This window comes from Stenotrophomonas sp. 82F1, assembly GCF_056861525.1.
The window spans coordinates 25,548-50,192 of the sequence record NZ_JBSPUD010000027.1 but is presented as its reverse complement, the minus strand read 5'-3'; the positions used below and the strand labels follow the sequence as shown (position 1 = coordinate 50,192).

General features: G+C 65.7%; 23 protein-coding genes. 16 read left to right on the top strand and 7 right to left on the bottom strand.

Annotation, left to right across the window (positions count from 1 at the left end; all coding sequences use genetic code 11):
• The coding region (locus AC13GI_RS19700) for a hypothetical protein (RefSeq protein WP_482997128.1) at positions 1–243 on the bottom strand (243 nt) is incomplete at its 3' end.
• A gap of 222 nt (positions 244–465) precedes the next feature.
• Between AC13GI_RS19700 and hemC the strand changes: the two genes are divergently transcribed.
• On the top strand, positions 466–1,377 hold the full coding sequence (gene hemC, locus AC13GI_RS19695; RefSeq protein ID WP_482997127.1) for a hydroxymethylbilane synthase: 912 nt from the start codon (positions 466–468) through the stop codon (positions 1,375–1,377).
• 71 nt (positions 1,378–1,448) lie between these two features.
• Here the strand turns inward: hemC and AC13GI_RS19690 are convergent, their stop codons facing one another.
• On the bottom strand, positions 1,449–2,225 hold the full coding sequence (locus AC13GI_RS19690) for a DUF481 domain-containing protein (protein ID WP_025877391.1): 777 nt from the start codon (positions 2,223–2,225) through the stop codon (positions 1,449–1,451).
• Between the two features lie 107 nt (positions 2,226–2,332).
• Positions 2,333–2,935: a LolA family protein gene (locus AC13GI_RS19685; RefSeq protein ID WP_482997126.1), complete on the bottom strand. Its 603-nt coding sequence runs from the start codon at positions 2,933–2,935 to the stop codon at positions 2,333–2,335.
• A gap of 81 nt (positions 2,936–3,016) precedes the next feature.
• Here AC13GI_RS19685 and AC13GI_RS19680 point away from each other — a divergent pair, with 81 nt between their 5' ends.
• Both AC13GI_RS19680 and AC13GI_RS19675 read left to right on the top strand, forming a co-directional pair.
• Positions 3,017–3,988, top strand: coding sequence for a helix-turn-helix transcriptional regulator (locus tag AC13GI_RS19680; RefSeq protein WP_025877388.1), 972 nt, complete (start codon positions 3,017–3,019; stop codon positions 3,986–3,988).
• Positions 3,989–4,015: 27 nt separating this feature from the next.
• Positions 4,016–4,810 (top strand): MetQ/NlpA family ABC transporter substrate-binding protein, encoded by a 795-nt coding sequence (locus tag AC13GI_RS19675; protein ID WP_482997125.1) that lies wholly within the window; start codon positions 4,016–4,018, stop codon positions 4,808–4,810.
• A 138-nt stretch (positions 4,811–4,948) separates the two neighbouring features.
• Here the strand turns inward: AC13GI_RS19675 and glpK are convergent, their stop codons facing one another.
• The 3 genes from glpK to AC13GI_RS19660 all read right to left on the bottom strand — a co-directional run bounded on the left by glpK (position 4,949) and on the right by AC13GI_RS19660 (position 8,867).
• Entirely contained in the window at positions 4,949–6,448 is a 1,500-nt protein-coding gene (glpK, locus tag AC13GI_RS19670; protein ID WP_482997124.1) for a glycerol kinase GlpK, read from the bottom strand.
• Between the two features lie 63 nt (positions 6,449–6,511).
• Positions 6,512–7,996 (bottom strand): glycerol-3-phosphate dehydrogenase, encoded by a 1,485-nt coding sequence (glpD, locus tag AC13GI_RS19665; RefSeq protein ID WP_482997123.1) that lies wholly within the window; start codon positions 7,994–7,996, stop codon positions 6,512–6,514.
• Between the two features lie 235 nt (positions 7,997–8,231).
• Entirely contained in the window at positions 8,232–8,867 is a 636-nt protein-coding gene (locus AC13GI_RS19660) for an OmpW/AlkL family protein (RefSeq protein ID WP_049464294.1), read from the bottom strand.
• Positions 8,868–9,053: 186 nt separating this feature from the next.
• Between AC13GI_RS19660 and AC13GI_RS19655 the strand changes: the two genes are divergently transcribed.
• From AC13GI_RS19655 to lpdA, 3 genes are all read left to right on the top strand, one after another.
• Positions 9,054–9,623, top strand: a complete 570-nt coding sequence (locus tag AC13GI_RS19655) for a DNA-deoxyinosine glycosylase (protein WP_099820573.1) — start codon at positions 9,054–9,056, stop codon at positions 9,621–9,623.
• Positions 9,624–9,736: 113 nt separating this feature from the next.
• Entirely contained in the window at positions 9,737–11,473 is a 1,737-nt protein-coding gene (gene aceF / locus AC13GI_RS19650; RefSeq protein WP_482997122.1) for a dihydrolipoyllysine-residue acetyltransferase, read from the top strand.
• A 107-nt stretch (positions 11,474–11,580) separates the two neighbouring features.
• Positions 11,581–13,389 carry a dihydrolipoyl dehydrogenase gene (lpdA, locus tag AC13GI_RS19645; protein ID WP_482997121.1) on the top strand — a complete coding sequence of 603 codons (1,809 nt, stop codon included), beginning with the start codon at positions 11,581–11,583 and terminating at the stop codon, positions 13,387–13,389.
• A 457-nt stretch (positions 13,390–13,846) separates the two neighbouring features.
• Here the strand turns inward: lpdA and AC13GI_RS19640 are convergent, their stop codons facing one another.
• The gene (locus AC13GI_RS19640) at positions 13,847–14,665 is read right to left on the bottom strand and encodes a hypothetical protein (RefSeq protein WP_099820576.1); all 819 of its coding nucleotides are present in this window, start codon (positions 14,663–14,665) and stop codon (positions 13,847–13,849) included.
• Between the two features lie 494 nt (positions 14,666–15,159).
• Between AC13GI_RS19640 and AC13GI_RS19635 the strand changes: the two genes are divergently transcribed.
• The 10 genes from AC13GI_RS19635 to AC13GI_RS19590 all read left to right on the top strand — a co-directional run bounded on the left by AC13GI_RS19635 (position 15,160) and on the right by AC13GI_RS19590 (position 24,644).
• Positions 15,160–15,492 carry a hypothetical protein gene (locus tag AC13GI_RS19635; RefSeq protein WP_482997120.1) on the top strand — a complete coding sequence of 111 codons (333 nt, stop codon included), beginning with the start codon at positions 15,160–15,162 and terminating at the stop codon, positions 15,490–15,492.
• A 31-nt stretch (positions 15,493–15,523) separates the two neighbouring features.
• Positions 15,524–16,312 carry a F0F1 ATP synthase subunit A gene (gene atpB, locus AC13GI_RS19630; protein ID WP_089237055.1) on the top strand — a complete coding sequence of 263 codons (789 nt, stop codon included), beginning with the start codon at positions 15,524–15,526 and terminating at the stop codon, positions 16,310–16,312.
• A 64-nt stretch (positions 16,313–16,376) separates the two neighbouring features.
• On the top strand, positions 16,377–16,679 hold the full coding sequence (gene atpE / locus AC13GI_RS19625) for a F0F1 ATP synthase subunit C (protein ID WP_089237053.1): 303 nt from the start codon (positions 16,377–16,379) through the stop codon (positions 16,677–16,679).
• A gap of 114 nt (positions 16,680–16,793) precedes the next feature.
• Positions 16,794–17,264 carry a F0F1 ATP synthase subunit B gene (locus AC13GI_RS19620; RefSeq protein WP_025877365.1) on the top strand — a complete coding sequence of 157 codons (471 nt, stop codon included), beginning with the start codon at positions 16,794–16,796 and terminating at the stop codon, positions 17,262–17,264.
• 2 nt (positions 17,265–17,266) lie between these two features.
• A complete protein-coding gene (locus AC13GI_RS19615) occupies positions 17,267–17,794 on the top strand; it encodes a F0F1 ATP synthase subunit delta (protein ID WP_089237051.1) in 528 nt (175 codons plus the stop codon).
• 44 nt (positions 17,795–17,838) lie between these two features.
• On the top strand, positions 17,839–19,386 hold the full coding sequence (atpA, locus tag AC13GI_RS19610) for a F0F1 ATP synthase subunit alpha (protein ID WP_205405523.1): 1,548 nt from the start codon (positions 17,839–17,841) through the stop codon (positions 19,384–19,386).
• A 95-nt stretch (positions 19,387–19,481) separates the two neighbouring features.
• Positions 19,482–20,345 carry a F0F1 ATP synthase subunit gamma gene (atpG, locus tag AC13GI_RS19605; protein WP_089237047.1) on the top strand — a complete coding sequence of 288 codons (864 nt, stop codon included), beginning with the start codon at positions 19,482–19,484 and terminating at the stop codon, positions 20,343–20,345.
• A 38-nt stretch (positions 20,346–20,383) separates the two neighbouring features.
• Positions 20,384–21,790 (top strand): F0F1 ATP synthase subunit beta, encoded by a 1,407-nt coding sequence (gene atpD / locus AC13GI_RS19600; protein WP_089237045.1) that lies wholly within the window; start codon positions 20,384–20,386, stop codon positions 21,788–21,790.
• 112 nt (positions 21,791–21,902) lie between these two features.
• Complete coding sequence (locus tag AC13GI_RS19595; RefSeq protein ID WP_025877355.1) at positions 21,903–22,325, top strand: F0F1 ATP synthase subunit epsilon; 423 nt, start codon at positions 21,903–21,905, stop codon at positions 22,323–22,325.
• 99 nt (positions 22,326–22,424) lie between these two features.
• Complete coding sequence (locus AC13GI_RS19590) at positions 22,425–24,644, top strand: hypothetical protein (RefSeq protein WP_482997119.1); 2,220 nt, start codon at positions 22,425–22,427, stop codon at positions 24,642–24,644.
• The last annotated feature ends 1 nt before the right edge of the window (position 24,645 follow it).

Here is a 24,645-nt window from a genome sequence, read left to right as displayed (position 1 = left end):
GCCCGCCCATCCCGCCTCACCCTCGCGAATTTCCAGGTGACGGACGGCAAAGGCATTGTTGTTATCGGGCGGGAAAGAGGGGTCAGATCCCTTTTCCGGAGGAAAAGGGATCTGACCCCGGAAGCCGCCGGCTGTTGCTTCTGCTTCTGCTTTTTTCTTTTTTCTTTTGATCTTCCGTGGCTGACGCACACGGAAACTGTCAGAGGCCGGTCGGGGTGGGCTGCGCAGGGGCGTGAGCCGCATGGGCCCGAGGCATGCCTCGGGCGGGTTGGGCCGGACGCCCAACCCCGGTCTTGCCGTGTGCGCAGGACAGCGCACACGAGTAAGCGGCGACCGAGCTTACATGGACGTACTTGCAGCGACCCCTGCGCAGCCCACTCCGCCCGGCCAAGCCCAGCTGTTGCTCTCAGCCACGAGGGGCTCCGCCGTTGGCCGTATCCCGCCGATAGGCGCGATAATGCCCGGATGGAAACCGTCCGCATCGCCACCCGCAAGAGCCCGCTCGCCCTCTGGCAGAGCGAACACGTCGCCGACCGCCTGCGCCAGGCACATCCCGATCTACACGTGGAACTGGTGCCGATGAGCACCCGCGGCGATGAAGTGCTGGATCGCTCGCTGGCGGCCATCGGTGGCAAGGGCCTGTTCCTCAAGGAACTGGAACTGGCCATGCTGCGGGGCGAGGCCGATTGCGCGGTGCATTCGCTGAAGGACGTGCCGATGGAGCTGGATGCGCCGTTCGCGCTGCCGGCGATGCTCACCCGGCACGATCCGGCCGATGGCTTCGTCTCCAATCTGTATGCGTCGCTGGATGCGCTGCCGATCGGTGCGCGCGTCGGTACCTCGTCACTGCGTCGCCAGGCCCAGCTGCGCGCGTTGCGCCCGGACCTGGAACTGCTGGACCTGCGCGGCAACGTCAACACCCGCCTGGCCAAGCTCGACAACGGCGGCTACGACGCCATCGTGCTGGCGGTGGCCGGGCTGGAACGGCTGGGCCTGGGCAATCGCATCGTCGCCCGCCTGCAGCCGCCGCAGTGGTTGCCGGCACCGGCGCAGGGCGCGGTGGCGGTGGAGTGCGATGGCGGCAACGCCGCGCTGATGGCGCTGTTCGCAGGCCTGGATGACGCCGCCACGCGCGCCTGTGTGGAAGCGGAGCGGGCGATGAACCGCGCGCTGCACGGCAGCTGCCATGTGCCGGTGGCGGCGATCGCGCAGTGGCAGGCGCAGGATCTGCACCTGCAGGGCCTGGTCGGCAGTGCCAGTGACGGCCGCGCGGTGCGTGCCGACGCCGTGGGCCCGGCCAGCGATCCGGAAGCGCTGGGCCAACGCGTGGCGAAGATGCTGCTGGAGGCGGGTGCCGGCGAGCTGCTGAACGTCTGAGTTCGCTGGATCGTGCCCACCAAGGTGGGCACCTACCGGAAAAGAAAACGGGCGCCTGGCGCCCGTTTCGCTTACTTGAACTTGTAGACCACGTTCATCGTGGTCAGCGTATCGGTCTTGCGCTTGTCCTCGGCGACGTCGCTGTTGTAACGCGCCTGCCAGCCGGCCTTCAGCGCCAGGTGCTCGTTCATGCTCACCGAGACACCGAAATCGTTCTGGCCGAAGGTGTTGTACGAACCGGATTCGACCAGCAGGGTGTTGATCAGGTCGGTGTTGTCGGTCAGCGAGTACTTCAGGTCGAACAGGCCACGACCGATCAGGCCGGTGCGGGTGCGGTCGTCCTCGGTGCTGTGGGTGCGGCGCACACCGGGGCCGATCTGCGCGTCGAACGAGAAGCGCTCGGTGTTCCAAAGCCGGGTGCCGTAACCCAGACCGAACGAGCTCTGGCGATCGTAGGTGGCGAAATCATCACGCTCGGTACGTACCGTGGCGGTCAGCTGGCGATGTTCGCCCAGCTGCAGCGCGCTGCCCGCACTGCCGGTGTAGCGGTTGGCAGTAGTGTTGTTGCGGCGGGTGGTGGTGCCGTCGTCGCTGGTTTCAGTCACCTTGGAGCTGGAGCGCAGGCCGAACAGGTCCATGCTGTGCACCCAGTCGCCATCGGTGTAGCGCAGGCGCAGGCGGCCGTTGAAGCTCTCGGTGCTGCTGTTGCCACGTGCCGACGCGAAGCCGAGTTCGCCACCACTGCCACTCCACGGCGAGGACATTGCTGCCAGTTCGGAGGCATCCTGCGCATACGCCAGCGGGGCGCAGAGCAGCAAGGGGACCAGCAGGGACACGCGCAGGGACATCGAGGCTTCTCCGAAGCGGTTGGCAGCCGGTGATGATACTGGAAGCGTGATGACCGTCCGAATCGCCCGTCCCGCCTGCTTCAGCAGACGTTGTCGGCCGGGCCCATTCAGGGCAGGTCGACCTGCAGGGCAGGATCGTTGAAGCGCGAGTACCGCAGCCGCAGCTGGAAGGGTTTGCCGTTGTTGTGGCCACTGCGCACGATCTGCCGTGGCAGGCCCTGCGCATCCACCCAGTACTCCAGGCGTTCACCGGCGGTGGCGCCACGCAGGCGGTAGTGGCGCGTGCTGACCCCATCCAGCGTCTGCTCGCCCAGGTCTTCGGCCTGCAGGGCCTGGGGTGGGATATCGGCCGGCAGCGGGCTGCGCCATTGTTCCAGCAGCCCCGGCGGGGTCGGCACCTGGCGGATCGCATCGTCGGCCTGCAGGAACATGGTGTCGCCGATGATCACCTGCGGCCCGGCAGGGGTCTGCACCCGGAAGCGATCCGGGGCGACGAAGTCCATCGCGGTGCGCACCGGTTGCTGTGCACCCAGCACCTCCAGCTCGGCGTGGAAGCTGCGCAGGGCCGCAAACCGCTGGCTGGCAGACAGCACCGCCTGTGCCGGATCGGCAGCGGGGACGGGCGTCGCCGCCTCGGTGGGCACCGGTGCGCGGTCGCAGGCGGCCAGCAGCAGGCAGGCCAGCAGGGGCAGGACAGACAACCGGCGCATCGGGCGCTCCACGGGGCAGGGGGCGCCCACGATAGCCCAATCGTCCGCCACAACGCCCGAGACTCGGACATAATCGGGGGCATGGACCGATACGAACGCATCACCGCCCTGCATCGTCTGCTCAAGTCCGCACGCTATCCGGTGACGGTGGCGACCCTGCAGGACAAGCTCGGTTGCTCCCGGGCCACCGTCTACCGCGACCTGGCGTTCCTGCGCGATGCGCTGATGGCGCCGATCGAGGGCGATGGCGAGGCCGGCTTCCGCTACCTGGCCGACGAGAGCGACCGCTTCGAGTTGCCCGGCCTGTGGCTGAGCTCGGAAGAGCTGCACGCCCTGCTGGCCTCGCAGCACCTGCTGGCCCGCACCGGCGGCGGCGTGCTGTCTTCGGTGCTGGCACCGCTGCAGCAGCGCATCGAGAGCCTGCTGGCCGCCCAGGCCGGTGTTTCCAGCTGGCCGGTGGACCGGGTCCGGGTGATTCCGCACCGTGGCCGCAAGTTCGATGAAGCCAGCTTCCGTTCGGTCGCCTCGGCGGTGCTGGAACGCAAGCAGCTGGGCTTTGAGTACCGCGCCCGCTCGACCGACGAAGCGACCAAGCGCACGGTATCGCCGCAGCGGCTGACCCATTACCGCGACAACTGGTATCTGGACGGCTGGGACCATGATCGCGAGGCCCTGCGCAGCTTCGCGGTGGACCGCATCTACAAGGCGCGGGTGATCGACAGCACCGCCCGCGATGTCGCCGACAGCGAGCTGGACGAGCAGCTGGGCGCCAGCTACGGCATCTTCTCCGGTGCGCCGAAGGGCTGGGCAACCATCCTGTTCAGTGCCAAGGCCGCGCGCTGGGTGGCCGACGAACACTGGCACTCCAAGCAGCAGGGCCGCTTCCTCGCCGATGGCCGCTATGAACTGAAAGTGCCTTACAGCGTGTCGCGCGAACTGTTGATGGACGTGTTGCATTACGGGTCCGATGCCGAGATCGTCGAGCCGATGATGCTGCGCGAGCAGGCCAAGGCATTGCTGGAACTGGCCCTGACCAACTATGAAAAATCCTGACAACTCCCCCCGAGATCGATTGCGCCCATGAAGAAGACCCTGTTGCTGCCCCTGTTCGCCGCTGCGCTGGCACTGACCGCCTGCGGCAAGTCCGGCGAGCCTTCGCAGAAGCTGGTGGTGGCCGCCACCGCTGTGCCGCATGCCGAGATCCTGGAAGTGGTCAAGCCGATCCTCAAGCAGGAAGGCGTGGAGCTGGACGTGCGCGTGTTCAACGACTACGTGCAGCCCAACGACCAGCTGGTGCAGAAGCAGGTGGATGCCAACTACTTCCAGACCGAGCCGTACCTGGATGCCTACAACCGCGATCGCAAGACCGACCTGACCAAGGTGGTGGGCGTGCACATCGAGCCGTTCGGTGCGTACTCGCGCAAGATCAAGTCGCTGGCCGAGCTGCGTGAGGGGGCCGATGTGGTGATCCCCAACGACCCGAGCAACAACAGCCGTGCGCTGATCCTGCTGCACAAGGCCGGCGTGATCGAGCTGAAGGACCCGACCAATGCGCTGGCCACGCAGCGCGACATCATCTCCAACCCGAAGAAGCTGAAGTTCCGCGAGCTGGATTCGGCGATGCTGCCGCGCGTGCTCGACCAGGTCGACCTGGCCCTGATCAACACCAACTATGCGCTGGATGCCGGCCTGAACCCGACCAAGGACGCGCTGGCGATCGAGAGCAAGGACTCGCCGTACGTGAACTTCCTGGTTGCCCGCCCGGACAACAAGGACGACGCCCGCGTGCAGAAGCTGGCCAAGGCGCTGACCAGCCCGCAGGTGAAGACCTTCATCGAGACCAAGTACAAGGGCGCGGTGCTGCCGGCGTTCTGACCGCGCTGATCTGTTGATTTGAATGGTAGATGTCGACCTTGGTCGACACCGCCTTTCCTGTAGAGCCGAGCCCACGCTCGGCTCTGCTGTTTTCGGCATTCCACCAACGGCAGCCGAGCATGGCTCGGCTCTACAATGTCAATCGACGTGGAAGGCGAGGGTCGCGGCCACGGCCTGCTGCCACCCGGCGTAGAGTTTCTCGCGCCGGGCCACCGCCATCTGCGGTTCGAAGCGGCGATCCAGCCCCCACTGTGCCGCGATCTGCTCGCGGCTTTCCCAGAAGCCGACCGCCAGCCCCGCCAGGTAGGCCGCCCCCAGCGCGGTGGTCTCGGTCAGCCGCGGGCGCAGCAGCGGCACGCCGAGGATGTCGGCCTGGAAACCGGCGAGGAAGTCGTTGCCGATCGCGCCGCCATCGGCGCGCAGTTCACTGAGTGAGATGCCCGCATCGGACTGCATCGCATCCAGTACGTCGCGGGTCTGGTAGGCCATCGCCTCCAGCGCTGCCCGTACGAAGTGGGCCTTGCGGGTGCCACGGGTCAGGCCGAACATCGCACCGCGCACGTCGCTGCGCCAGTACGGTGCACCCAGGCCGACAAAGGCCGGCACCAGATACACCCCCGCGCTGTCCGGCACCTGTGCGGCCAAGGCCTGGCTGTCGGCGGCACGATCGATCATGCGCAGGCCATCGCGCAGCCACTGCACCACCGAGCCGGCGACGAAGATCGATCCTTCCAGCGCGTATTCCACCTTTCCGTTCAGGCCCCAGGCAATGGTGGTCAGCAGGCCATTGCGCGAGCGTACGGCCTGCGTGCCGGTGTGCATCAACATGAAGCAGCCGGTGCCATAGGTGTTCTTGACCATGCCCGGCTGGAAGCAGGCCTGGCCGAACAGCGCGGCCTGCTGGTCGCCGGCGATGCCGGCAATCGGGATCGGATGGTCGAAGAAGAACTGCGGGCGCGTGTGCGCGTATACCGAACTGGAATCGCGCACCCGCGGCAGCATCGCGCGCGGAATGTCCAGCAGTGCCAGCAGGTCATCGTCCCATTCCAGGGTATGGATGTTGAACAGCAGCGTGCGCGCGGCATTGCTGTAGTCGGTCACGTGCGCCTGGCCGCCGCTGAGATTCCACACCAGCCAGCTGTCGATGGTGCCGAACAGCAGCTCGCCACGTTCGGCCCGTTGCTGCGCGCCTTCGACGTGATCGAGGATCCAGCGGATCTTGGTGGCCGAGAAATAGGCGTCGATCAGCAGGCCCGTGCGCTCGCGGATCAGCGCTTCGTGGCCGCCGGACTTCAGTCTCTCGCAGATGGCCTGGCTCTGCCGCGACTGCCAGACGATGGCGTTGTGGATCGGCTGGCCGCTGGCGCGGTCCCAGACCACAGTGGTTTCGCGCTGGTTGGTGATGCCCAGCGCCGCGATATGGCGGGGATCGATCTGTTCGCGGCTGAGCAGTTCGGTGATCGTGGCGTAGACGCTGGTCAGGATCTCGCGCGGGTCATGCTCGACCCAGCCCGGCTGCGGAAACAGCTGGGCGAACTCGCGCTGTGCGCTGCCGACGGTGTCGCCGGCGCGATCGAACAGGATCGCGCGCGAACTGGTGGTTCCCTGGTCGATGGCCAGCACGTAGCGGGGCGTCATGCAGCGTCTCCAGTGGCGATGTTGGAATCGTAATGCATCGGCGGCGCCGGGCTGCGCCTGGCACTACCGGCAATGTGAATCCATCCACGCCTGCAGCCGTGCCGCCTGCGCCGCATCCATCTGCAGCCCCAGCTTGCTCCGTCGCCACAGTACATCCTCGGCGCTGCGGGCCCACTCGTGGTCGTACAGGAACGCCACCTCGCGTGCGTGCAGGCCTGCGCCAAAGTCTTCGCCCAGATCGAACAGGGTGCGCGCGCCGTGCAGCAGATCCAAGCTGCGGCTGCCATAGGCGCTTGCCCAGCGCCGCAGTGTGGCCTCCGGCAGCCAGGGGGCCTGTTGCTGTAGCTGCTTGCGTGCCTGCCCGGCATCACCCCAGTCGCTGCCGGGCAACGGGTCGCCTGCCGCCGTCCAGGCCGGACCTGCGGGCGGCAGATGGGGGCGCAACAGATCCAGTGCTTCCTCGGCCAGCACCCGATAGGTGGTCAGCTTGCCGCCGAGCACGTGCAGCGCGGGCGCACCGTCGGTGTCCAGTTGCAGGCGGTAGTCACGGCTCAGTTTCGCCGCGCGCGGGTCCGTGTCGGCCAGCAACGGGCGCACGCCGGCAAACCGCCAGACCACCTCGGCCGCCGCGATCGGATCGCGCAGGTAGCCATTGGCAGCACTGCACAGGTAGTCCACTTCCGAAGGCAGCACACTGCAGCGTGCGGGGTCACCGCGATAGTCGGTGTCGGTGGTGCCGACCAGCAGATGGTCGTGGAAGGGCAGCAGGAACACCACGCGGCCGTCGGGCTGCTGCAGCAGGCAGGCCCTGTCGTTCGGCCAGGGGCGGCGCAGCACGATGTGGCTGCCCTGTACCAGGCGCAGCGCAGGTCCGCCGCTACGGGCGTGCATCCGCTCCAGCAGGCCGCCCGCCCAGGGGCCTGCGGCGTTGGCCACCGCCCGCGCCTGCACGGTCTGCTGATGGCCTGACGTGCCTTCCAGCACGACGCGCCAGCGCCCGTGCTCGCGTCGCAGATCCACGCAGCGCGTGCCGGTCAGGATGCGCGCACCCCGTTGCGCTGCGTCGAGCGCGTTGAGGATGACCAGCCGTGCATCGTCCACCTGCGCATCGGCGTAGCTGAAAGCCTGCCGCAGCTGTGGCGACAGCAGCGCGCCGAGCGGATCGTCGTGCAGATCCATGCTGCGCGATGCAGGGAAGGCGGGGCTGCGCCGGCCCAGGTGGTCGTACAGCCAGAGCCCCAGGCGCAGCATCCAGCGAGGCCGCAGGTGCGGTTGCCACGGAAGCACGAAGCACAGCGGCCGCACCAGGAACGGCGCCTGCCGGCGCACCACTTCGCGCTCGCCCAGCGCTTTGCGCACCAGGCCGAACTCGCTCTGCTCCAGGTAGCGCAGGCCGCCATGGATCAGCTTGCTGCTGGCGCTGGAAGTGTGGGCTGCCAGGTCGTGCTGTTCGCACAGCAGTACCTTCAGGCCACGGCCACTGGCATCACGGGCGATTCCGGCACCGTTGATGCCACCGCCGATCACCAGCAGGTCGACCTCGTCCATCGCGCCTCCGCATCTTGTTTATGTAGAGCCGCGCTTCCATTGACCGTGGGCGCCATTGAACGTAACGCATCGCAATGCGCGCGGAGCCCGCCGCTCGACTCGGGATAGCGGGCTTGGCTCGACTCTACAAAAAAGCAGCCGAGCATGGGCTCGGCTCTACAGGCGGAACCCGGGTGACGGAAACGACGACGGGCCCCGAAGGGCCCGTCGCGGTACAACAATGACGCAGAAGCGCTTAGAAGCGGGCGCCGATGCCGAAGCCGACGGTCCACGGATCCATCTTCGCTTCGCCGATCTTCTCGCCGCCGACCTTCACGTCCGGACGCGAGCGCATGTAGCGGGCGTCGGCACGGGCGAACCAGGTCGAGTTGATGTTCATGTCCACACCGACGGTGCCGATCACGCCCTTGGCATCCTTCAGGCGGATGTCGGAGTCGCTGCCGTCGGCCAGCGTTTCATTGCTGAAAGCCGACTGGAAGTAGCCCACGCCCACGAACGGACGGAACACGTTGTCGGCCTGACCGAAGTGGTACTGGCCGCTCAGTGCGACCGGCTGCTGCTCGACGCTGCCGAGGCGGGCATTGCCCGGGCCCTTCACCTTGTGGTCGAACTTGTCTGCAGCGCCCCACAGTTCAACGGCCCAGTTGTCGTTGATGTAGTAGCTGAAGCTGACGGTCGGTGCCGGGCCGCCATCGACCTTCTTGATGCCGTCGATCGGGTCATTCTTCGGCTGCAGCAGCGAGACGCCGCCAACCACGGCAAAATGCTTGCCCGAGGCGGTGTCGGTGGTGCTGCTGTCCTGCGCGAAGGCAGCCGGTGCGAACGCGGCGGAGGTCAGCAGGGCGAGGCTCAGGATACGGATGGAGCGCATGGGGGAATCTCCTAATGTTTCTTGTTTTGGGCCCCCGGTTGCGGGGCGAGCACACCGTAGTCGCCCCAACATGAATCGAATCCGACGCGCGTTAAAAATTAGTTCGCATTGTTCAGCGAACAGCGCGAAACGCTTGTTCTCACGTGGTTTCTGCCCTTCCGGAATATTCATGCAGTTGGAGAAGATGTGAGCGCCGCAACGTTGTGCATCGGCCTGCCTGCGCAGGTGAACGCGGATTGCCGGGTGTTGCTGCTGGGTTCAATGCCCGGTATCGCGTCATTGCAGGCACAGCATTACTACGCGCACCCGCGCAATCGTTTCTGGCCTCTGCTTGGCGATCTGTGCGGCTTCGATCCGTCGTTGCCGTATGCGCAGCGACTGCAGGCGCTGGCAGCCAATGGTGTCGGCCTGTGGGATGTGATCGGCCGCTGCGAGCGGCGCGGCAGCCTGGATGCGGACATCGTGCGTGGCACGGAAGTGGCCAATGCACTTCCCGCACTGATCGCCGCGTTGCCTGACCTGCAGCTGATCGGCTGCAACGGTGGCGCGGCGATGCAGACCTTCCAGCGCTGGGTGCAGCCGCAGCTGGCCGCCTCGCCAACCGTGCTGGCGCTGCCGTCCACCAGTCCGGCCAATGCAGCATGGTCGTTGCCGCGCCTGCGCCAGGCCTGGCAGCCGGTGGCCGTCGCACTGGCGACATCAAGCGGACATCGACAGGACAATACGCTACCGACTGGAAGCGCCGGCAGGCCATGAGCAACAACGTGTCCCGGCTGCGTGCGTACTGAAAACACCTGTAACGGTTGGCGCAGGCCCCCGCTGGCCGCACAATAGACGTTTCCCTACACCAGATTGCCGGAGTTCTCCCCATGGCCGAAATCAAGGAAGCACGTGTCCCCGATATCGGTGACTACAGCGATATCCCGGTAATCGAGGTGCTTGTTGCCGTCGGCGATACGGTGAAGAAGGACCAGGGCCTGGTCACGCTGGAAAGCGATAAAGCGACCATGGAGGTGCCGTCCTCGGTGGCCGGCGTGGTCAAGGAAATCAAGGTCAAGCTGGGCGACAGCCTGTCTGAAGGCAAGGTCGTGGCGCTGATCGAAGTGGCCGACGGCGAGGCTGCCCGGCCGGCCGCTGCTGCCGCTGCGCCGGCACCGGCCAAGGCCGCTGCTCCGGCCGCTGCCACCCAGGCGGCTCCCGCTGCCGCTCCGGCTCCGGCTCCGGCCGCTGCCGCCCCCGCTGCCAGCGGCGGCGCGGTTGAAGCGCTGGTGCCGGATATCGGCGACTACAGCGGTATTCCGGTCATCGAAGTGCTGGTCGCCGTGGGCGATACGGTGAAGAAGGACCAGGGTCTGGTCACGCTGGAAAGCGACAAGGCCACCATGGAAGTGCCGTCGTCGGTCGCCGGCGTGGTCAAGGAAATCAAGGTCAAGGTCGGCGACAACCTGTCGCAGGGCAACGTGGTCGCCATCATCGAAGCCGAAGGCGCTGCCGCCCCGGCCCCGGCCAAGGCCGCCGCCGCTGCCGCCCCGGCCGCCGCCGAGACGGCCACCAAGGTCGAGCCGGTCGCCGTGCCGGCACAGCCGGACAAGCTGGCTGCCCGCGAGATCGCCAGCGCCCCCTCGGCCGGCGCGCCGAGCAGCCCGCCGGTGCAGTTCAACGCCGATGGCGTGCTGCCGGCCAAGGTGCCCTACGCATCGCCGGTGGTACGCGTGTTCGCCCGCGAGCTGGGTGTCGACCTGCTGCAGGTCAGCGGCAGCGAGAAGGGCGGCCGCATCACCAAGGCCGACGTGCAGAAGTTCGTCAAGGCTGCGCTCAGCGGTGGAGCCCCGGCGGCTGCCGGTGGCACCGTGGCCGCCGGCGGTGGCCTCAACCTGCTGCCGTGGCCGAAGGTCGATTTCAGCAAGTTCGGCGACGTTGAAGTGCAGCCGCTGTCGCGCATCAAGAAGATCTCCGGTGCGAACCTGGCCCGCAACTGGGCGATGATCCCGCACGTGACCCAGTTCGAGCAGGCCGACATCACCGACCTGGAAGGCCTGCGCGTGGCCTTGAACAAGGAGAACGAGAAGGCCGGCATCAAGCTGACCATGCTCGCCTTCCTGATCAAGGCCAGCGCTGCGGCGCTGAAGCAGTTCCCGGAGTTCAACGCTTCGCTGGATGCAAGTGGCGAGAACCTGACCCTGAAGAAGTACTTCAACATCGGTTTCGCGGCCGATACCCCGAACGGCCTGGTCGTTCCGGTTATCCGCGATGTCGACAAGAAGGGCGTGGTGCAGATCGCGCAGGAAACCGGCGAGCTGGCCAGGAAGGCGCGCGACGGCAAGCTGGGCCCGGCCGACATGAGCGGCGGCTGCTTCTCGATCAGCTCGCTGGGCGGCATCGGCGGCACCGCGTTCACCCCGATCGTCAATGCCCCGGAAGTGGCCATCCTCGGCGTCTCCAAGTCGTCCATCCAGCCGGTCTGGAACGGCAAGGAGTTCGCACCGAAGCTGATGCTGCCGCTGTCGCTGAGCTACGACCACCGCGTCATCGATGGCGCCCTGGCCGCACGCTTCACCACGTACCTCTCGCAGGTGCTGGCCGACATGCGCCGCGTGCTGCTGTAAGGCACCGCTTCGCCCCCACCGTGCGGCCGCTGCCCCTGGCGCGGCCGCCTGTCGAAACGCAGTGACAGCCCACCGGCCACGCCGGTCGGGCACGAGGAAAACCCACCATGGCCACGATTGAAATCAAGGTTCCCGACATCGGCGATTACAGCGATGTACCGGTGATCGAAGTGCTGGTCGCCGTTGGCGATACGGTGAAGAAAGACCAGGGTCTGGTGACCCTGGAGTCGGACAAGGCGACCCTGGAAGTGCCGTCCTCGGCCGCTGGCGTGGTCAAGGAAATCAAGGTCAAGCTGGGCGACACCCTGTCCGAAGGCGCCGTCGTCGTGCTGCTGGAGTCCGACGGCACCGCTGAAACGCCTGCCAAGGCCGCTGCGCCGGCCCCGGCTGCAGCCGCTCCGGCCAGCAAGCCGCCGGTGACCCCGTCGCACCGCGCCCCGGCCGAGCCTGCAGCGCCGAAGCCGGCGCTGGCCAGTGGCAAGGCCGCCGACATCGAATGCGAAATGGTCGTGCTGGGCTCGGGCCCGGGCGGCTACACCGCCGCCTTCCGTGCCGCCGACGTCGGCCTGGATACGGTGCTGGTTGAACGCTATGCCAGCCTCGGCGGCGTCTGCCTCAACGTGGGCTGCATTCCGTCCAAGGCGTTGCTGCATGCCGCTGCGGTGATCGACGAAGTCGCCCACGCCGGCGATTTCGGCGTCGAGTTCGGCAAGCCGACCATCACCCTGGACAAGCTGCGCCAGTACAAGGAAAAGGTCGTCAACCAGCTGACCAAGGGCCTGGCCGGCATGGCCAAGCAGCGCAAGGTCCGCAACGTGCAGGGCGTGGGCAAATTCGTGTCGGCCAACGAACTGCTGATCACGGCTGAAGACGGCAGCACCCAGCTGCTGCGCTTCCAGAAGTGCATCATCGCCGCCGGTTCGCAGGCGGTGAAGCTGCCGAACTTCCCGTGGGACGACAAGCGCGTGATGGACTCCACCGACGCACTGGAACTGGCCGAAGTGCCGGGTTCGCTGCTGGTCGTGGGTGGCGGCATCATCGGCCTGGAAATGGCCACCGTGTATGGCGCGCTCGGCAGCAAGGTCACCGTGGTCGAGTTCATGGACCAGCTGATGCCGGGCGCCGACAAGGACCTGGTCAAGCCGCTGGCCGACCGCCTGAAGAAGCAGGGCATCGAGGTCCATCTGAAGACCAAGGCCTCCGGCGTGACCGCCGACGCCAAGGGCATCACCGTGACCTTCGAAGCCGCCGAGGAAGGGCAGACGCCGGCATTGGCGCAGGGCACCTTCGACCGCGTGCTGGTGGCCGTGGGCCGCTCGCCGAACGGCAAGAAGATCGACGCGGACAAGGCCGGCGTGCAGGTCACCGACCGCGGCTTCATTCCGGTCGACCGGCAGATGCGCACCAACGTGCCGCACATCTTTGCCATCGGCGACATCGTCGGCAACCCGATGCTGGCCCACAAGGCCACGCACGAGGGCAAGCTGGCCGCTGAAGTGGCTGCCGGCCACAAGAAGGAATGGGTGGCCCGCGTGATTCCGTCGGTGGCCTATACCAACCCGGAAATCGCCTGGGTCGGCGTGACCGAGACCGAAGCCAAGGCCAAGGGCCTGAAGGTCGGCGTGGCGAAGTTCCCGTGGGCCGCCAGCGGCCGCGCGATCGGTATCGGTCGCACCGAGGGGTTCACCAAGCTGATCTTCGACGAGGACAGCCACCGCATCATCGGTGGTGCGATCGTCGGCGTGCATGCTGGTGATCTGCTGGCCGAGATCGGCCTGGCCATTGAAATGGGTGCAGAGGCCGAGGACATCGGCCACACCATCCATGCGCACCCGACGCTGAGCGAATCGGTGGCGATGGCCTCGGAAATCTACGACGGCACGATCACCGATCTGTACATGCCGAAGAAGAAATAAGGCGTCCGCGCCTTTGCGAACAAAAAGCCCCGGCATTGCCGGGGTTTTTTTGCTTCTCCGTTCCGGATTTTTGCGAGCTGTAGGGCCGCTGCGCGGGCGGCAGGCATTTCGACAAATGTCCCCCGTCGCCCGCCTGCGGCGGTCGCCTCCTCCTTTACTTTGTCCAAACGCCTGCCGCCCGCGCAGCGGCTCGGCTTGCGGAAAGAGGAGCCACAACCGCTGCCACGGCAACGGCCGCGTGGATGCCTGACACGCGGAGGGAGAGGGGGCTGGGTGCGAAGTAAAGGAGGAGGTGACGGCCGCAGGCCGGCGCCGGGGGACATTCGCACGCAGCCCCCTCTCCCTCCAGCGCTCGACCAACCCGCTTCTGCTCTTCTGTCAGAAACCCAAAAAAAACGCGGCCCCCGATATTCCGGAGGCCGCGCCAGGAGAGAGCGTTGTGGAAGAGGCGCAGGGCTTAGAAGGTGACGCTGATACCGGCCACCGGGCCCTTGAATTCCTGCTTCAGGCCGATGGTGCCGTCGCTGCCCTTCTTGTCCGCGTCCAGCTTGAACCAGTCGTAGCCGGCGAACACACCGAAGTTCGGGGTGAAGCGGTAATCGACGATCGCGTTGGCGCGGCTGAGGTCACCCTTGTAGTCGTCGAAGCTGCCCCAGCGCGTGTTGAGGTACTGGCCCTGCAGCGTGATCATCCACTTTTCGGACGGGGTGAAGCTCAGGCGTGCACCGACCACCGGCGCCACGCCGTCGGTCTTCTCGTCCAGGAACTGGCCTTCATACACCGTGCCCAGATCGGCGTAGCCCTTGGTGCTGACCTTGGCGTATTCGGCACCCAGCTGCAGGCCGAGGTCGAACTTCTCGGTGTCCACCACCGAGTAGTCATACACCAGGCTGGCCACCTGGTACTTCAGCTCGGCCTTGACGAAGCTGTCGGCCGGCACGTTGACGTTGCCGAAGGAGATATCCTGGCCGAGCGTCTCGCGGCGGTCCTTGTCGTACTTGAAGTAGTTGAACAGCAGGCGCTGGCGGTTGCTGATGCGGAACATGCCGTCGATGCGCGGCTCCCATTCCTTGCCACCCAGCTTGAAGTCCTCGGAGAAGCCGATGTCCTGGCCGGCGACATTCGTGTTGCCGCGCAGGGTGTTGTCCGAGTCGATGTTCATCGCACCCAGGCGCAGGGCGAAGCGGTCATCGCCTTCGGCGGCATGGGCGGCGGAGGCGAACGACGCGCCGGCGGCGAGAAGCGAGAGGGCGAGCAGGGTGGGAACGGAGCGCATCGAAGAGTCCTTGCAGTGGTTCATCGGAATGAAGGCCACTTTGCCGGACGTCGCTGTCCACCATTCGTGAAAGTATGGTCCACGCGATGTGGACGGTTCAGCGCTGTCGGTGCCGCGCGAAAAGATGGCCCCGGAGCGGCGCTTCGGGGCCATCATGGGACCTGCAGGCGAAGCGTCGACGAGGTAGCTGCAGGCAGGTCGCAGGATCGGACCATCACCGTCGGCGGAAAGTTCCATCGTCTGCGACCAAAGTTCAATACGTTGCGGCGCAACATCGCGCAGTTGTCATTGTCCCCGTGGTGGGCTGCAAAACCGCAGCCCTTACCGCAACTTGCGCTGTTCCGATATGAACAGGCACCGGTTGTCTCGCAAATTGTCCCATTGCTATAATTTGGCGGCTCGATGAGGCCCCCCTGCTGTAGTCGCCTCAGCCATCCACTTGTAACCACGCGGGACGTCCTGTGCTGAACTCCGTAGAAACGGGTCGGCGACTGATGCTGCGCGCCGCGGTCTACCCGCTGGCCGCAGTGGCTGTCCTGGCTCTGGCCTTCCTGCTGGTAGGGCCGAAGTATGCCCTTGGTGCCCTGGCATCCGGTGTGGCGGTTTCGGCCGGTGGTTGGGTGGCGGCACGGATGGCATTGGGTGGTGGTGCGCTGGGGGCCGGTTCGGCCATGGCACGCCTGATCGTTGCGATCGTGGCCAAGTGGGCGCTCGTTTTTGGTGTCCTGATGGTGGGGTTCCTGGTCTTCAAGCTGCCTGCATTGGCGCTGTTGACCGGTATCGCCGTCGGGCTGATGTTCCAGGTCCTGGCCATGGCCAGGCGCTAATCGAATTCATTTAACTTAAGGTTCCGGACACATGGCAGGCGAGGCGCTTACACCCACCTCCTACATCCAGCATCACCTGCACAATCTGACGGCAGGTCATGGCTCTCCGTGGGCAATCCACGTGGACACGCTGGTGACCTCGCTGCTGATGGGCCTGGTGATGGTCGTCGCCTTCTGGCTCGGCACCCGCAAGGCCACCTCCGGCGTGCCGGGCAAGTGGCAGGCGTTCGTCGAGATCTGCCTGGAGTTCGTTGACCGCCAGGCCAAGGACACCTACCACGGCACCAGCAAGCTGGTGACCCCGATCGCGATCACGATCTTCTTCTGGATCCTCCTGATGAACCTCATCAAGATGATCCCGGCCGACTTCATCGCCAAGCCGCTCGAACTGATGGGCGTGCCGTACTGGAAGCCGGTCCCCACCGCCGACGTCAATGCCACCCTCGGCATGTCGATCAGCGTGTTCTTCCTGATGCTGTTCTTCGCGCTGCGCGCCAAGGGCTTTGGCGGTTTCGCCAAGGAATTCCTGACCGCACCGTTTGGCAAGTGGATGATGCCGTTCAACCTGATCCTGAACATCGTCGAGTGGCTGAGCAAGCCGATCTCGCTGGCGATGCGACTGTTCGGCAACATGTTCGGCGGTGAAATCGTGTTCCTGCTGATCTGGGTGCTGGGCGGTGCAGGTATCGCCGGCATGTTTGCAGGCGCGTTTGCCGGCTTCGGCTGGATGCTGTTCCACCTTCTGGTGATTCCGCTGCAGGCCTTCATCTTCATGATGCTGTCCATCGTGTACCTGAGCCTGTCGGAAGACGCTCACTGAGTTTCGCTTCACCCTTCATCCGTTTGTTTCTAAACCCTTAGCAATCAAGTTCCTGGAGAAAACCATGTACTTCGCCGTCCTGACCAATCTCGCCCAAGTTCAGAGCTCCACCGTCCTCGCCGTCGGCATCATGATCGGCCTGGCCGCGCTGGGCGCCGGTCTGGGTCTGGCCATCATGGCCGGTAAGTTCCTGGAGTCGGCCGCGCGCCAGCCGGAACTGATCCCGGTCCTGCAGGTCCGCATGTTCATCACCGCCGGCCTGATCGACGCCGCCTTCATCATCTCGGTCGCCGTGGGCCTGCTGTTCGCCTTCGCCAACCCGATGGTCGGCGAGTTCGTCTCGCGCCTGCCGGCAATCGCTGGCTGATCCAGCGAAAGCGAAACGACCGGGCGCCGCAGGTGCCTGGTCGCGGATGAAGGTTCGGAGGCGCCGCCCGTGTGGCGGCGCTTCCATCCCGTCACAACCGACTGAGCGAACCCCATGGATATCGGTTTTACCCTCATCGCCCAGGCCCTGGCCTTTGCCGCCCTGATCTGGCTCATCGCGACCAAGATCTGGCCGCCGCTGATGAACGCGATCGAAGAGCGCCAGCAGAAGATCGCTGAAGGCCTCGCTGCTGCCGACCGCAGCCAGAAAGATCTGGCCCAGGCGCAGGACAAGGTCAATGAAGCGCTGAAGGAAGCCCGCACCAAGGCCAACGAGATCATCGACCAGGCCCACGCGCGTGCCAACCAGATCGTCGACGCGGCCCGCAACGAAGCTGTTGCCGAAGCCACCCGTCAGAAGGACCTGGCCCAGGCCGAAATCGACGCCGCCGCCAACCGTGCCCGTGAAGATCTGCGCAAGCAGGTGTCCGCGCTGGCCGTGACCGGTGCCGAAAAGCTGCTCAAGCGCGAAATCGACGCCAACGCCCACAAGGCGCTGCTCGACGAGCTGGCCTCGGAGATTTAAGGATGAGCCAGGCCCTCACGCTTGCCCGCCCGTACGCCCGCGCCGCCTTCGCGACCGCGCGTGACGAAGGCGCGTTCGCGCCGTGGTCGGACGCTTTGGCGTTCTCCGCCCACGTCGCCGCCGACCCGCGCGTGGCGGCCCTGCTCGCCAACCCGGAGCTGGGTCGCGATGACGCCGTCGCCCTGCTGGCGCCGGAGTCCCGCGGCGAGACCTACTCGCGCTTCCTGGCTGTGCTTGCCGAATCGCATCGTCTGCCGCTGCTGCCGGAAATCGCCGGCATGTTCGACGCACTGCGCGCCGAGGCCGAGCACGTGGTCAAGGCCACGGTGACCTCCGCGGCCGAGCTGTCGGTTGCCGAGCTGGACGCGATCAAGGCCGCGCTGCGCAAGCGCTTCAACCGCGAGGTCGAAGTGGCTACTGCGGTCGACGCCTCGCTGATCGGCGGCGCTGTGATCGACGCCGGCGACGTGGTCATCGATGGTTCGCTGAAGGGCAAGCTGGCCCGTCTGCAGACCGCGCTCGCTAACTGAATTCATTTAACGTCCGGCCCCGCTGCCGGCACTAGGACTTGACGATGGCAACCACGCTCAACCCCTCCGAAATCAGCGAACTGATCAAGAACCGCATCGAGAAGGTCAAGCTGGCCGCGGAATCGCGCAACGAAGGCACCGTGACCAGCGTGTCCGACGGCATCGTGCGCATCTTCGGTCTGGCCGACGTGATGCAGGGCGAAATGATCGAACTGCCGAACAACACCTTCGCCCTGGCCCTGAACCTGGAGCGCGACTCGGTCGGCGCCGTGGTCCTGGGTGGCTACGAGAAAGTGCGCGAAGGTGACGTCGCCAAGACCACCGGCCGCATCCTGGAAGTGCCGGTCGGTCCGGAACTGCTGGGCCGCGTCGTCAACGCGCTCGGCGAGCCGATCGACGGCAAGGGCCCGCTGGCCACCCAGCTGACCGCTCCGGTGGAGCGCGTTGCGCCGGGCGTGATCTGGCGCAAGTCGGTCGACCAGCCGGTGCAGACCGGTTACAAGTCGGTCGACTCGATGATCCCGATCGGCCGTGGCCAGCGCGAGCTGGTCATCGGTGACCGCCAGACCGGCAAGACCGCGCTGGCCATCGATGCGGTGATCAACCAGAAGGGCACCGGCATCAAGTGCGTGTACGTAGCGATCGGCCAGAAGGCCTCGACCGTTGCCAACATCGTGCGCAAGCTGGAAGAGAACGGCGCCCTGGCGCACACCATCGTGGTGGCTGCCACCGCGTCCGAATCGGCCGCGATGCAGTACATCAGCGCCTACTCGGGCTGCACCATGGGCGAGTACTTCATGGACCGCGGCGAAGACGCGCTGATCGTGTACGACGATCTGTCCAAGCAGGCCGTGGCCTACCGCCAGATCTCGCTGCTGCTGAAGCGCCCGCCGGGCCGTGAAGCCTACCCGGGTGACGTGTTCTACCTGCACTCCCGTCTGCTCGAGCGCGCTGCCCGCGTGTCCGAGGAATATGTCGAGAAGTTCACCGAAGGCAAGGTCACCGGCAAGACCGGTTCGCTGACCGCGCTGCCGATCATCGAAACCCAGGCCGGCGACGTCTCCGCGTTCGTTCCGACCAACGTGATCTCGATCACCGACGGCCAGATCTTCCTGGAAACCGATCTGTTCAACGCCGGCATCCGCCCGGCCGTGAACGCCGGTATCTCGGTGTCGCGCGTCGGTGGTTCGGCACAGACCAAGATCATCAAGAAGCTGTCTGGCGGCATCCGTATCTCGCTGGCCCAGTACCGCGAGCTGGCTGCGTTCGCGCAGTTCGCCTCGGACCTGGACGAAGCCACCCGCAAGCAGCTGGAGCGCGGCCAGCGCGTCACCGAGCTGATGAAGCAGAAGCAGTACGCGCCGATGTCGATCGCCAACCAGGCGCTGTCGATCTACGCCGTCAACGAGGGTTACCTCGACGACGTGCCGGTCAGCAAGCTGCTGGCGTTCGAAGAAGGCCTGCACGCGCACTTCGCCAACACCCAGGGCGAGCTGATCGGCAAGGTCAACGCCACCGGCGGTTGGGACAACGACATCGAAGGTGCCTTCAAGAAGGGCATCGTCGAGTTCAAGACCACCGGCAGCTGGTAATCGAGGTCCTGTAGAGCGGAGCGATGCTCCGCTGGACCAGACGATCAAACGGTTGAACAACGCGGGGCCCAGGCCCCGCGCCACGGGAATAAAAGATGGCAAGCGGACGCGAAATCAAAACCAAGATCAAGAGCGTGCAGAACACCCGCAAGGTGACGCGCGCCCTGGAAATGGTCTCGGCCTCCAAGATCCGCAAGGCGCAGGATCGGATGAAGACCTCGCGTCCGTACGCGCAGGCGATGAAGCAGGTGATCGGCCACCTGGCGCAGGCCAGCACCGACTACCAGCATCCGTTCCTGGTCGAGCGTGAGCAGGTCAAGCGGGTCGGTTTCATCGTGATCTCCTCTGATCGCGGTCTGGCCGGCGGCCTCAACAACAACCTGTTCCGCAAGATGCTTGGCGAAGCCAAGGCCTGGCAGGACAAGGGCGCCGAAGTGGACCTGGTGACCATCGGCCAGAAGGCATCGACCTTCTTCCGCCGGGTCAAGGTGAACATGGTCGGCACGGTGACCCACATCGGCGACACGCCGAAGCTGGAATCGCTGATCGGTGTGATCAAGGTCATGCTCGACGCCTTCACCGAAGGCAAGGTCGACCGCGTGTATCTGGTCTACAACCGCTTCGTCAACACCATGGTGCAGAAGGCCAGCTTCGATCAGCTGCTGCCGCTGCCGGCCGCGGAGAAGCAGGTTGCGCACCACGACTGGGACTACCTGTACGAACCCGATGCCGCGACCGTGCTCGAGCACGTGATGACGCGTTACATCGAGTCGCTGGTGTACCAGGCGCTGCTGGAAAACGTCGCTTCCGAGCATGCCGCGCGCATGGTGGCGATGAAGTCGGCCAGTGACAACGCCAACAAGCTGATCGGAACCCTGCAGCTGGTCTACAACAAGGCCCGCCAGGCAGCGATCACCCAGGAAATCTCCGAAATCGTCGGCGGCGCGGCAGCAGTCTGACCGCGTTCGTTAAAAGCACACATTTAGAGGATGCAGCAATGAGTCAGGGCAAGATCGTTCAGATCATCGGCGCCGTCGTCGACGTCGAATTCCCCCGCGAGTCGGTGCCGAAGGTGTACCACGCGCTGAAGGTGGACAACACCGAAATCACCCTGGAAGTGCAGCAGCAGCTCGGTGACGGCGTGGTCCGCTGCATCGCGCTGGGCTCCACCGATGGCCTGAAGCGCAACCTGGTGGCCACCAACACCGAGCGCGGCATCTCCGTGCCGGTCGGCGCTGGCACCCTGGGCCGCATCATGGACGTGCTCGGCCGCCCGATCGACGAAGCCGGTCCGGTCGCCGCCAGCGATACCTGGGAAATCCACCGCGCTGCTCCGTCGTACGAAGACCAGTCCCCGGCCACCGAGCTGCTGGAAACCGGCATCAAGGTCATCGACCTGATGTGCCCGTTCGCCAAGGGCGGCAAGGTCGGCCTGTTCGGCGGCGCCGGCGTCGGCAAGACCGTCAACATGATGGAGCTGATCAACAACATCGCCAAGGCGCACAGCGGTCTGTCCGTGTTCGCCGGCGTGGGTGAGCGTACCCGTGAGGGCAACGACTTCTACCACGAGATGAAGGACTCCAACGTCCTGGACAAGGTCGCGATGGTGTACGGCCAGATGAACGAGCCGCCGGGCAACCGTCTGCGCGTCGCCCTGACCGGCCTGACCATGGCCGAGTACTTCCGCGACGAGAAGGACGAGAACGGCAAGGGCAAGGACGTGCTGCTGTTCGTCGACAACATCTACCGCTACACCCTGGCCGGTACCGAAGTGTCGGCACTGCTGGGTCGTATGCCGTCGGCAGTGGGCTACCAGCCGACCCTGGCCGAGGAAATGGGCGTCCTGCAGGAGCGCATCACCTCGACCAAGAATGGTTCGATCACCTCGATCCAGGCCGTCTACGTGCCGGCCGATGACTTGACCGATCCGTCGCCGGCGACCACCTTCGCCCACCTGGACTCGACCGTGACCCTGTCGCGTTCGATCGCTTCGCTGGGTATCTACCCGGCGGTCGATCCGCTGGACTCCACCAGCCGCCAGATGGACCCGCTGGTCATCGGCCACGAGCACTACGACACCGCCCAGCGCGTCCAGCAGACCCTGCAGAAGTACAAGGAACTGAAGGACATCATCGCCATCCTGGGCATGGACGAACTGTCCGAAGAAGACAAGCAGGCCGTGTCGCGCGCCCGCAAGATCGAGCGCTTCTTCAGCCAGCCGTTCCACGTGGCCGAAGTGTTCACCGGCTCGCCGGGCAAGTACGTGTCGCTGAAGGACACCATCCGTGGCTTCAAGGCCATCGTCGATGGCGAGTACGACCACCTGCCGGAGCAGGCGTTCTACATGGTCGGCAGCATCGAAGAAGCGGTCGAGAAGGCCAAGAAGATGGCCGAGAAGGCCTGATGCGGCGGGGACGGGCACACGCCCGTCCCGACCGTGACACGGGGTGGGCCTGCGCCCACCGCTGCGGAATCCCTGCGGTGGGTTCGACCCGCCCCCTAGCGAAGAGAGTTACATGAGCACCATCCGTTGCGACATCGTCAGCGCCGAGCAGGAAATCTTCCGTGGCGAAGCGACCCTGGTCGTGGCCACCGGTGAGCTGGGCGAACTGGGCATCGCGCCCAAGCACGCACCGCTGATCACCCGCCTGAAGCCGGGCAAGGTGGTAGTGACCACGCCGAGCGGCGAGCAGCTGGATTTCGCCATTTCCGGCGGCATCCTGGAAGTGCAGCCGCAGGTGGTGACCGTGCTGGCCGACACCGCGATCCGCGCACAGGACATCGACGAAGCCTCGGTCCGCAAGGCCAAGGAAGAAGCCGAGCGCATCCTGGCCAACCGTGGCGAAGCGATGGAAGTGGCCGAAGCCCAGCAGAAGCTGGCCGAAGCCGTTGTCCAGCTGCAGGCGCTGGAGCGCCTGCGCAAGACCCTCAAGCACTGAACGGTGCCGAGGTGACATCCGTGCCTGCCAGGCACGGGTGAATGCAGGAACGCCGGCTGCCATGCCGGCGTTTCTGTTTGTTTTCCACGGAGGCAGGGAATGCAGCAATCATCGACAGCGTCGCAGGGCATGGGCAGCTGGCAACGGCGCTGGTGCACACCGGAAGGCATGTTCCTGACTGCCTGGATCGTGCTCTGCCTGCCGTGGTTGCTGGGCATCAAGACCATTCCATTCGATGCCGTTCAGCAGTTCTTCCCCGCGATCAGTTTCAGTGCTGAACAACTGCGACATCTGCAGGCGCCATGGTGGAATCCGTATCTGTACGGTGGCTACCCGCAGCTGGCCGACCCGCAGATGATGACGTTGCAGCCGAGCATGCTGCTGCCGATGCTGCTGGCACCGACGTCGTTGCACTTGTTCACCGTGGTCGTGCTGCTGCATGTACTGGTTGGTGGCTTTGGTGCCCTGCGACTGGGGCGCGTGCAGGGGATGCCGCCACTGACGCAGCTGCTGTTCGCCCTGGTGTTGATGTTCGGCGGGGTGGCCGCATCGCGCCTCCAGCACACACCGATGATCGTCAGTTATAGCCTGCTGCCCTGGCTCTGGCTGGGCATGGAGCAGGTCCGCCGCCATGGACGGGCGCGTGATGTGCTGTTGGCGGGTATCGCCGGTGGACTGTGTGCGCTGCAGCTGACCCAGGTTACCTATTTCATCATCCTCGCCTGCGCGATCCATGCCGTGGGTGCGGTGGTGCTGGCGAAGGGCCAGCACGTACGAATGCTGCTTCGGTTCGGCCTTGTCGCGCTGCTCGCAGGAGCGATCAGTGCGCCGCAGTGGTTGTCCACGCTGGCGTGGTTGGGCGAGACCAATCGTGACGGTCTGTCATTGGAGGCTGCATTGCCGGGAGCCATCCACTGGCAGACCCTGTCGACGCTTCTGTCCGGCAACGTGTTCTCGCAGGGGCGCGGTGACAGCTGGGCCTTTGGTGACATCAGCGCCGATTACCTCTATCTGGGTGCGGTGCCGCTGGCGCTCTGGCTGGGATGGGGCGGTGAAGTGCTGCGGGGCAAACCCGCTGCGACCCGCATCGCGCTGGGCGTGGTGATCCTGACGGTGCTGATCGCGCTGGGTGGGACAACGCCGCTGTTCCCGTGGTTGTTCACATGGCTGCCCGGCCTGGATCTGTTCCGGCGCCCTGCAGATGCCTTGTTCCTTACCCTTCCCGCAGCGGCCTGGCTGGGTGCCAACGCCTTGCAGGTTGCACTGCAGCGAGGCCCGTTGCGGTTGCCGTGGACGTCTGTGGGTGCTGTCGCATTGCTGGCCGTTTCCAGTGCATGGATGGCGATCGAGCGCGGTCAGCTGGTGGCTTTTGCCTGGCTCGGCATCAGCGCGGCCCTCGGGAGCGCGGCGGTGCTGTTGCTGCGCCGCCACCGGGCACCCGCGGGCTGGCTGTTCGCGTTGGTGGTGTTGGATCTGCTGATGTTCAACGTGGGAACCCGTTTCAACGCGGGCAGCGGTACCAAGTCGGTGCTGACGGCCGACCGTGCTGGACCTGCGCAGCGTGCCTACGCGCTGCTCGCGGCAGAGCAGCAACCCGGATTGCCCGAGCGCGCTGTGGTCTTCGGCATAGGCGGACTCACCAACGGCGCTGCGGTCCATGCGATCGCGCTGGCAAACGGTTACAACCCGCTGCTGGCCAGCGACTACCTGCAGATGACCGGCATGCCGGGTGAGCCGGTGGATACGTTCCAGCAGAAACTGCCGACGGCCTGGGCAACGGACACAACAGCGCCTTTGTACGATCTGCTGGGCGTGCGCTGGCTGCTGGCCCAGGATCCGTTCCCGGGTTCAAGCGCGCAGGGTGACCAGGTCGAGCTGGCACGACGCGACAGCGTGCTGCCGCGCGTGCTCAATCCTCGCAACGTTCGACGCCACGATGCGCGTCTGCCTCCGGCGGTTGAATTCAACCAGACCGATTTCAGCCGGGAGCTCTGGCTGCCAGCCATGGCCAGCGCCGCGTGCCCGGAGCAGGGTGCCGGGGAGGCCGACATCCAGGTGCAGCACTACCAGCCTGGCCGGATCGAGCTCACGGTGGAGGCCGATCGCCCCGCATGGGTCGTGGTCAACGAGGTCACTGCCCTTGGCTGGCAGGCCCGCTTGGAAAGTGGCGCCGTACTGCCAGTGTTGCGTGGCAATGGCCTGTTTCACGCGCTGTGCGTACCGGCAGGCCGCCATCAGCTGCAGTTGCGCTACAGCCCGCTGCAGTTGTGGCGCGAGGGATTGAGCGCGCGCCTGGCCGGCGACGCCGGCCGTCATTGAA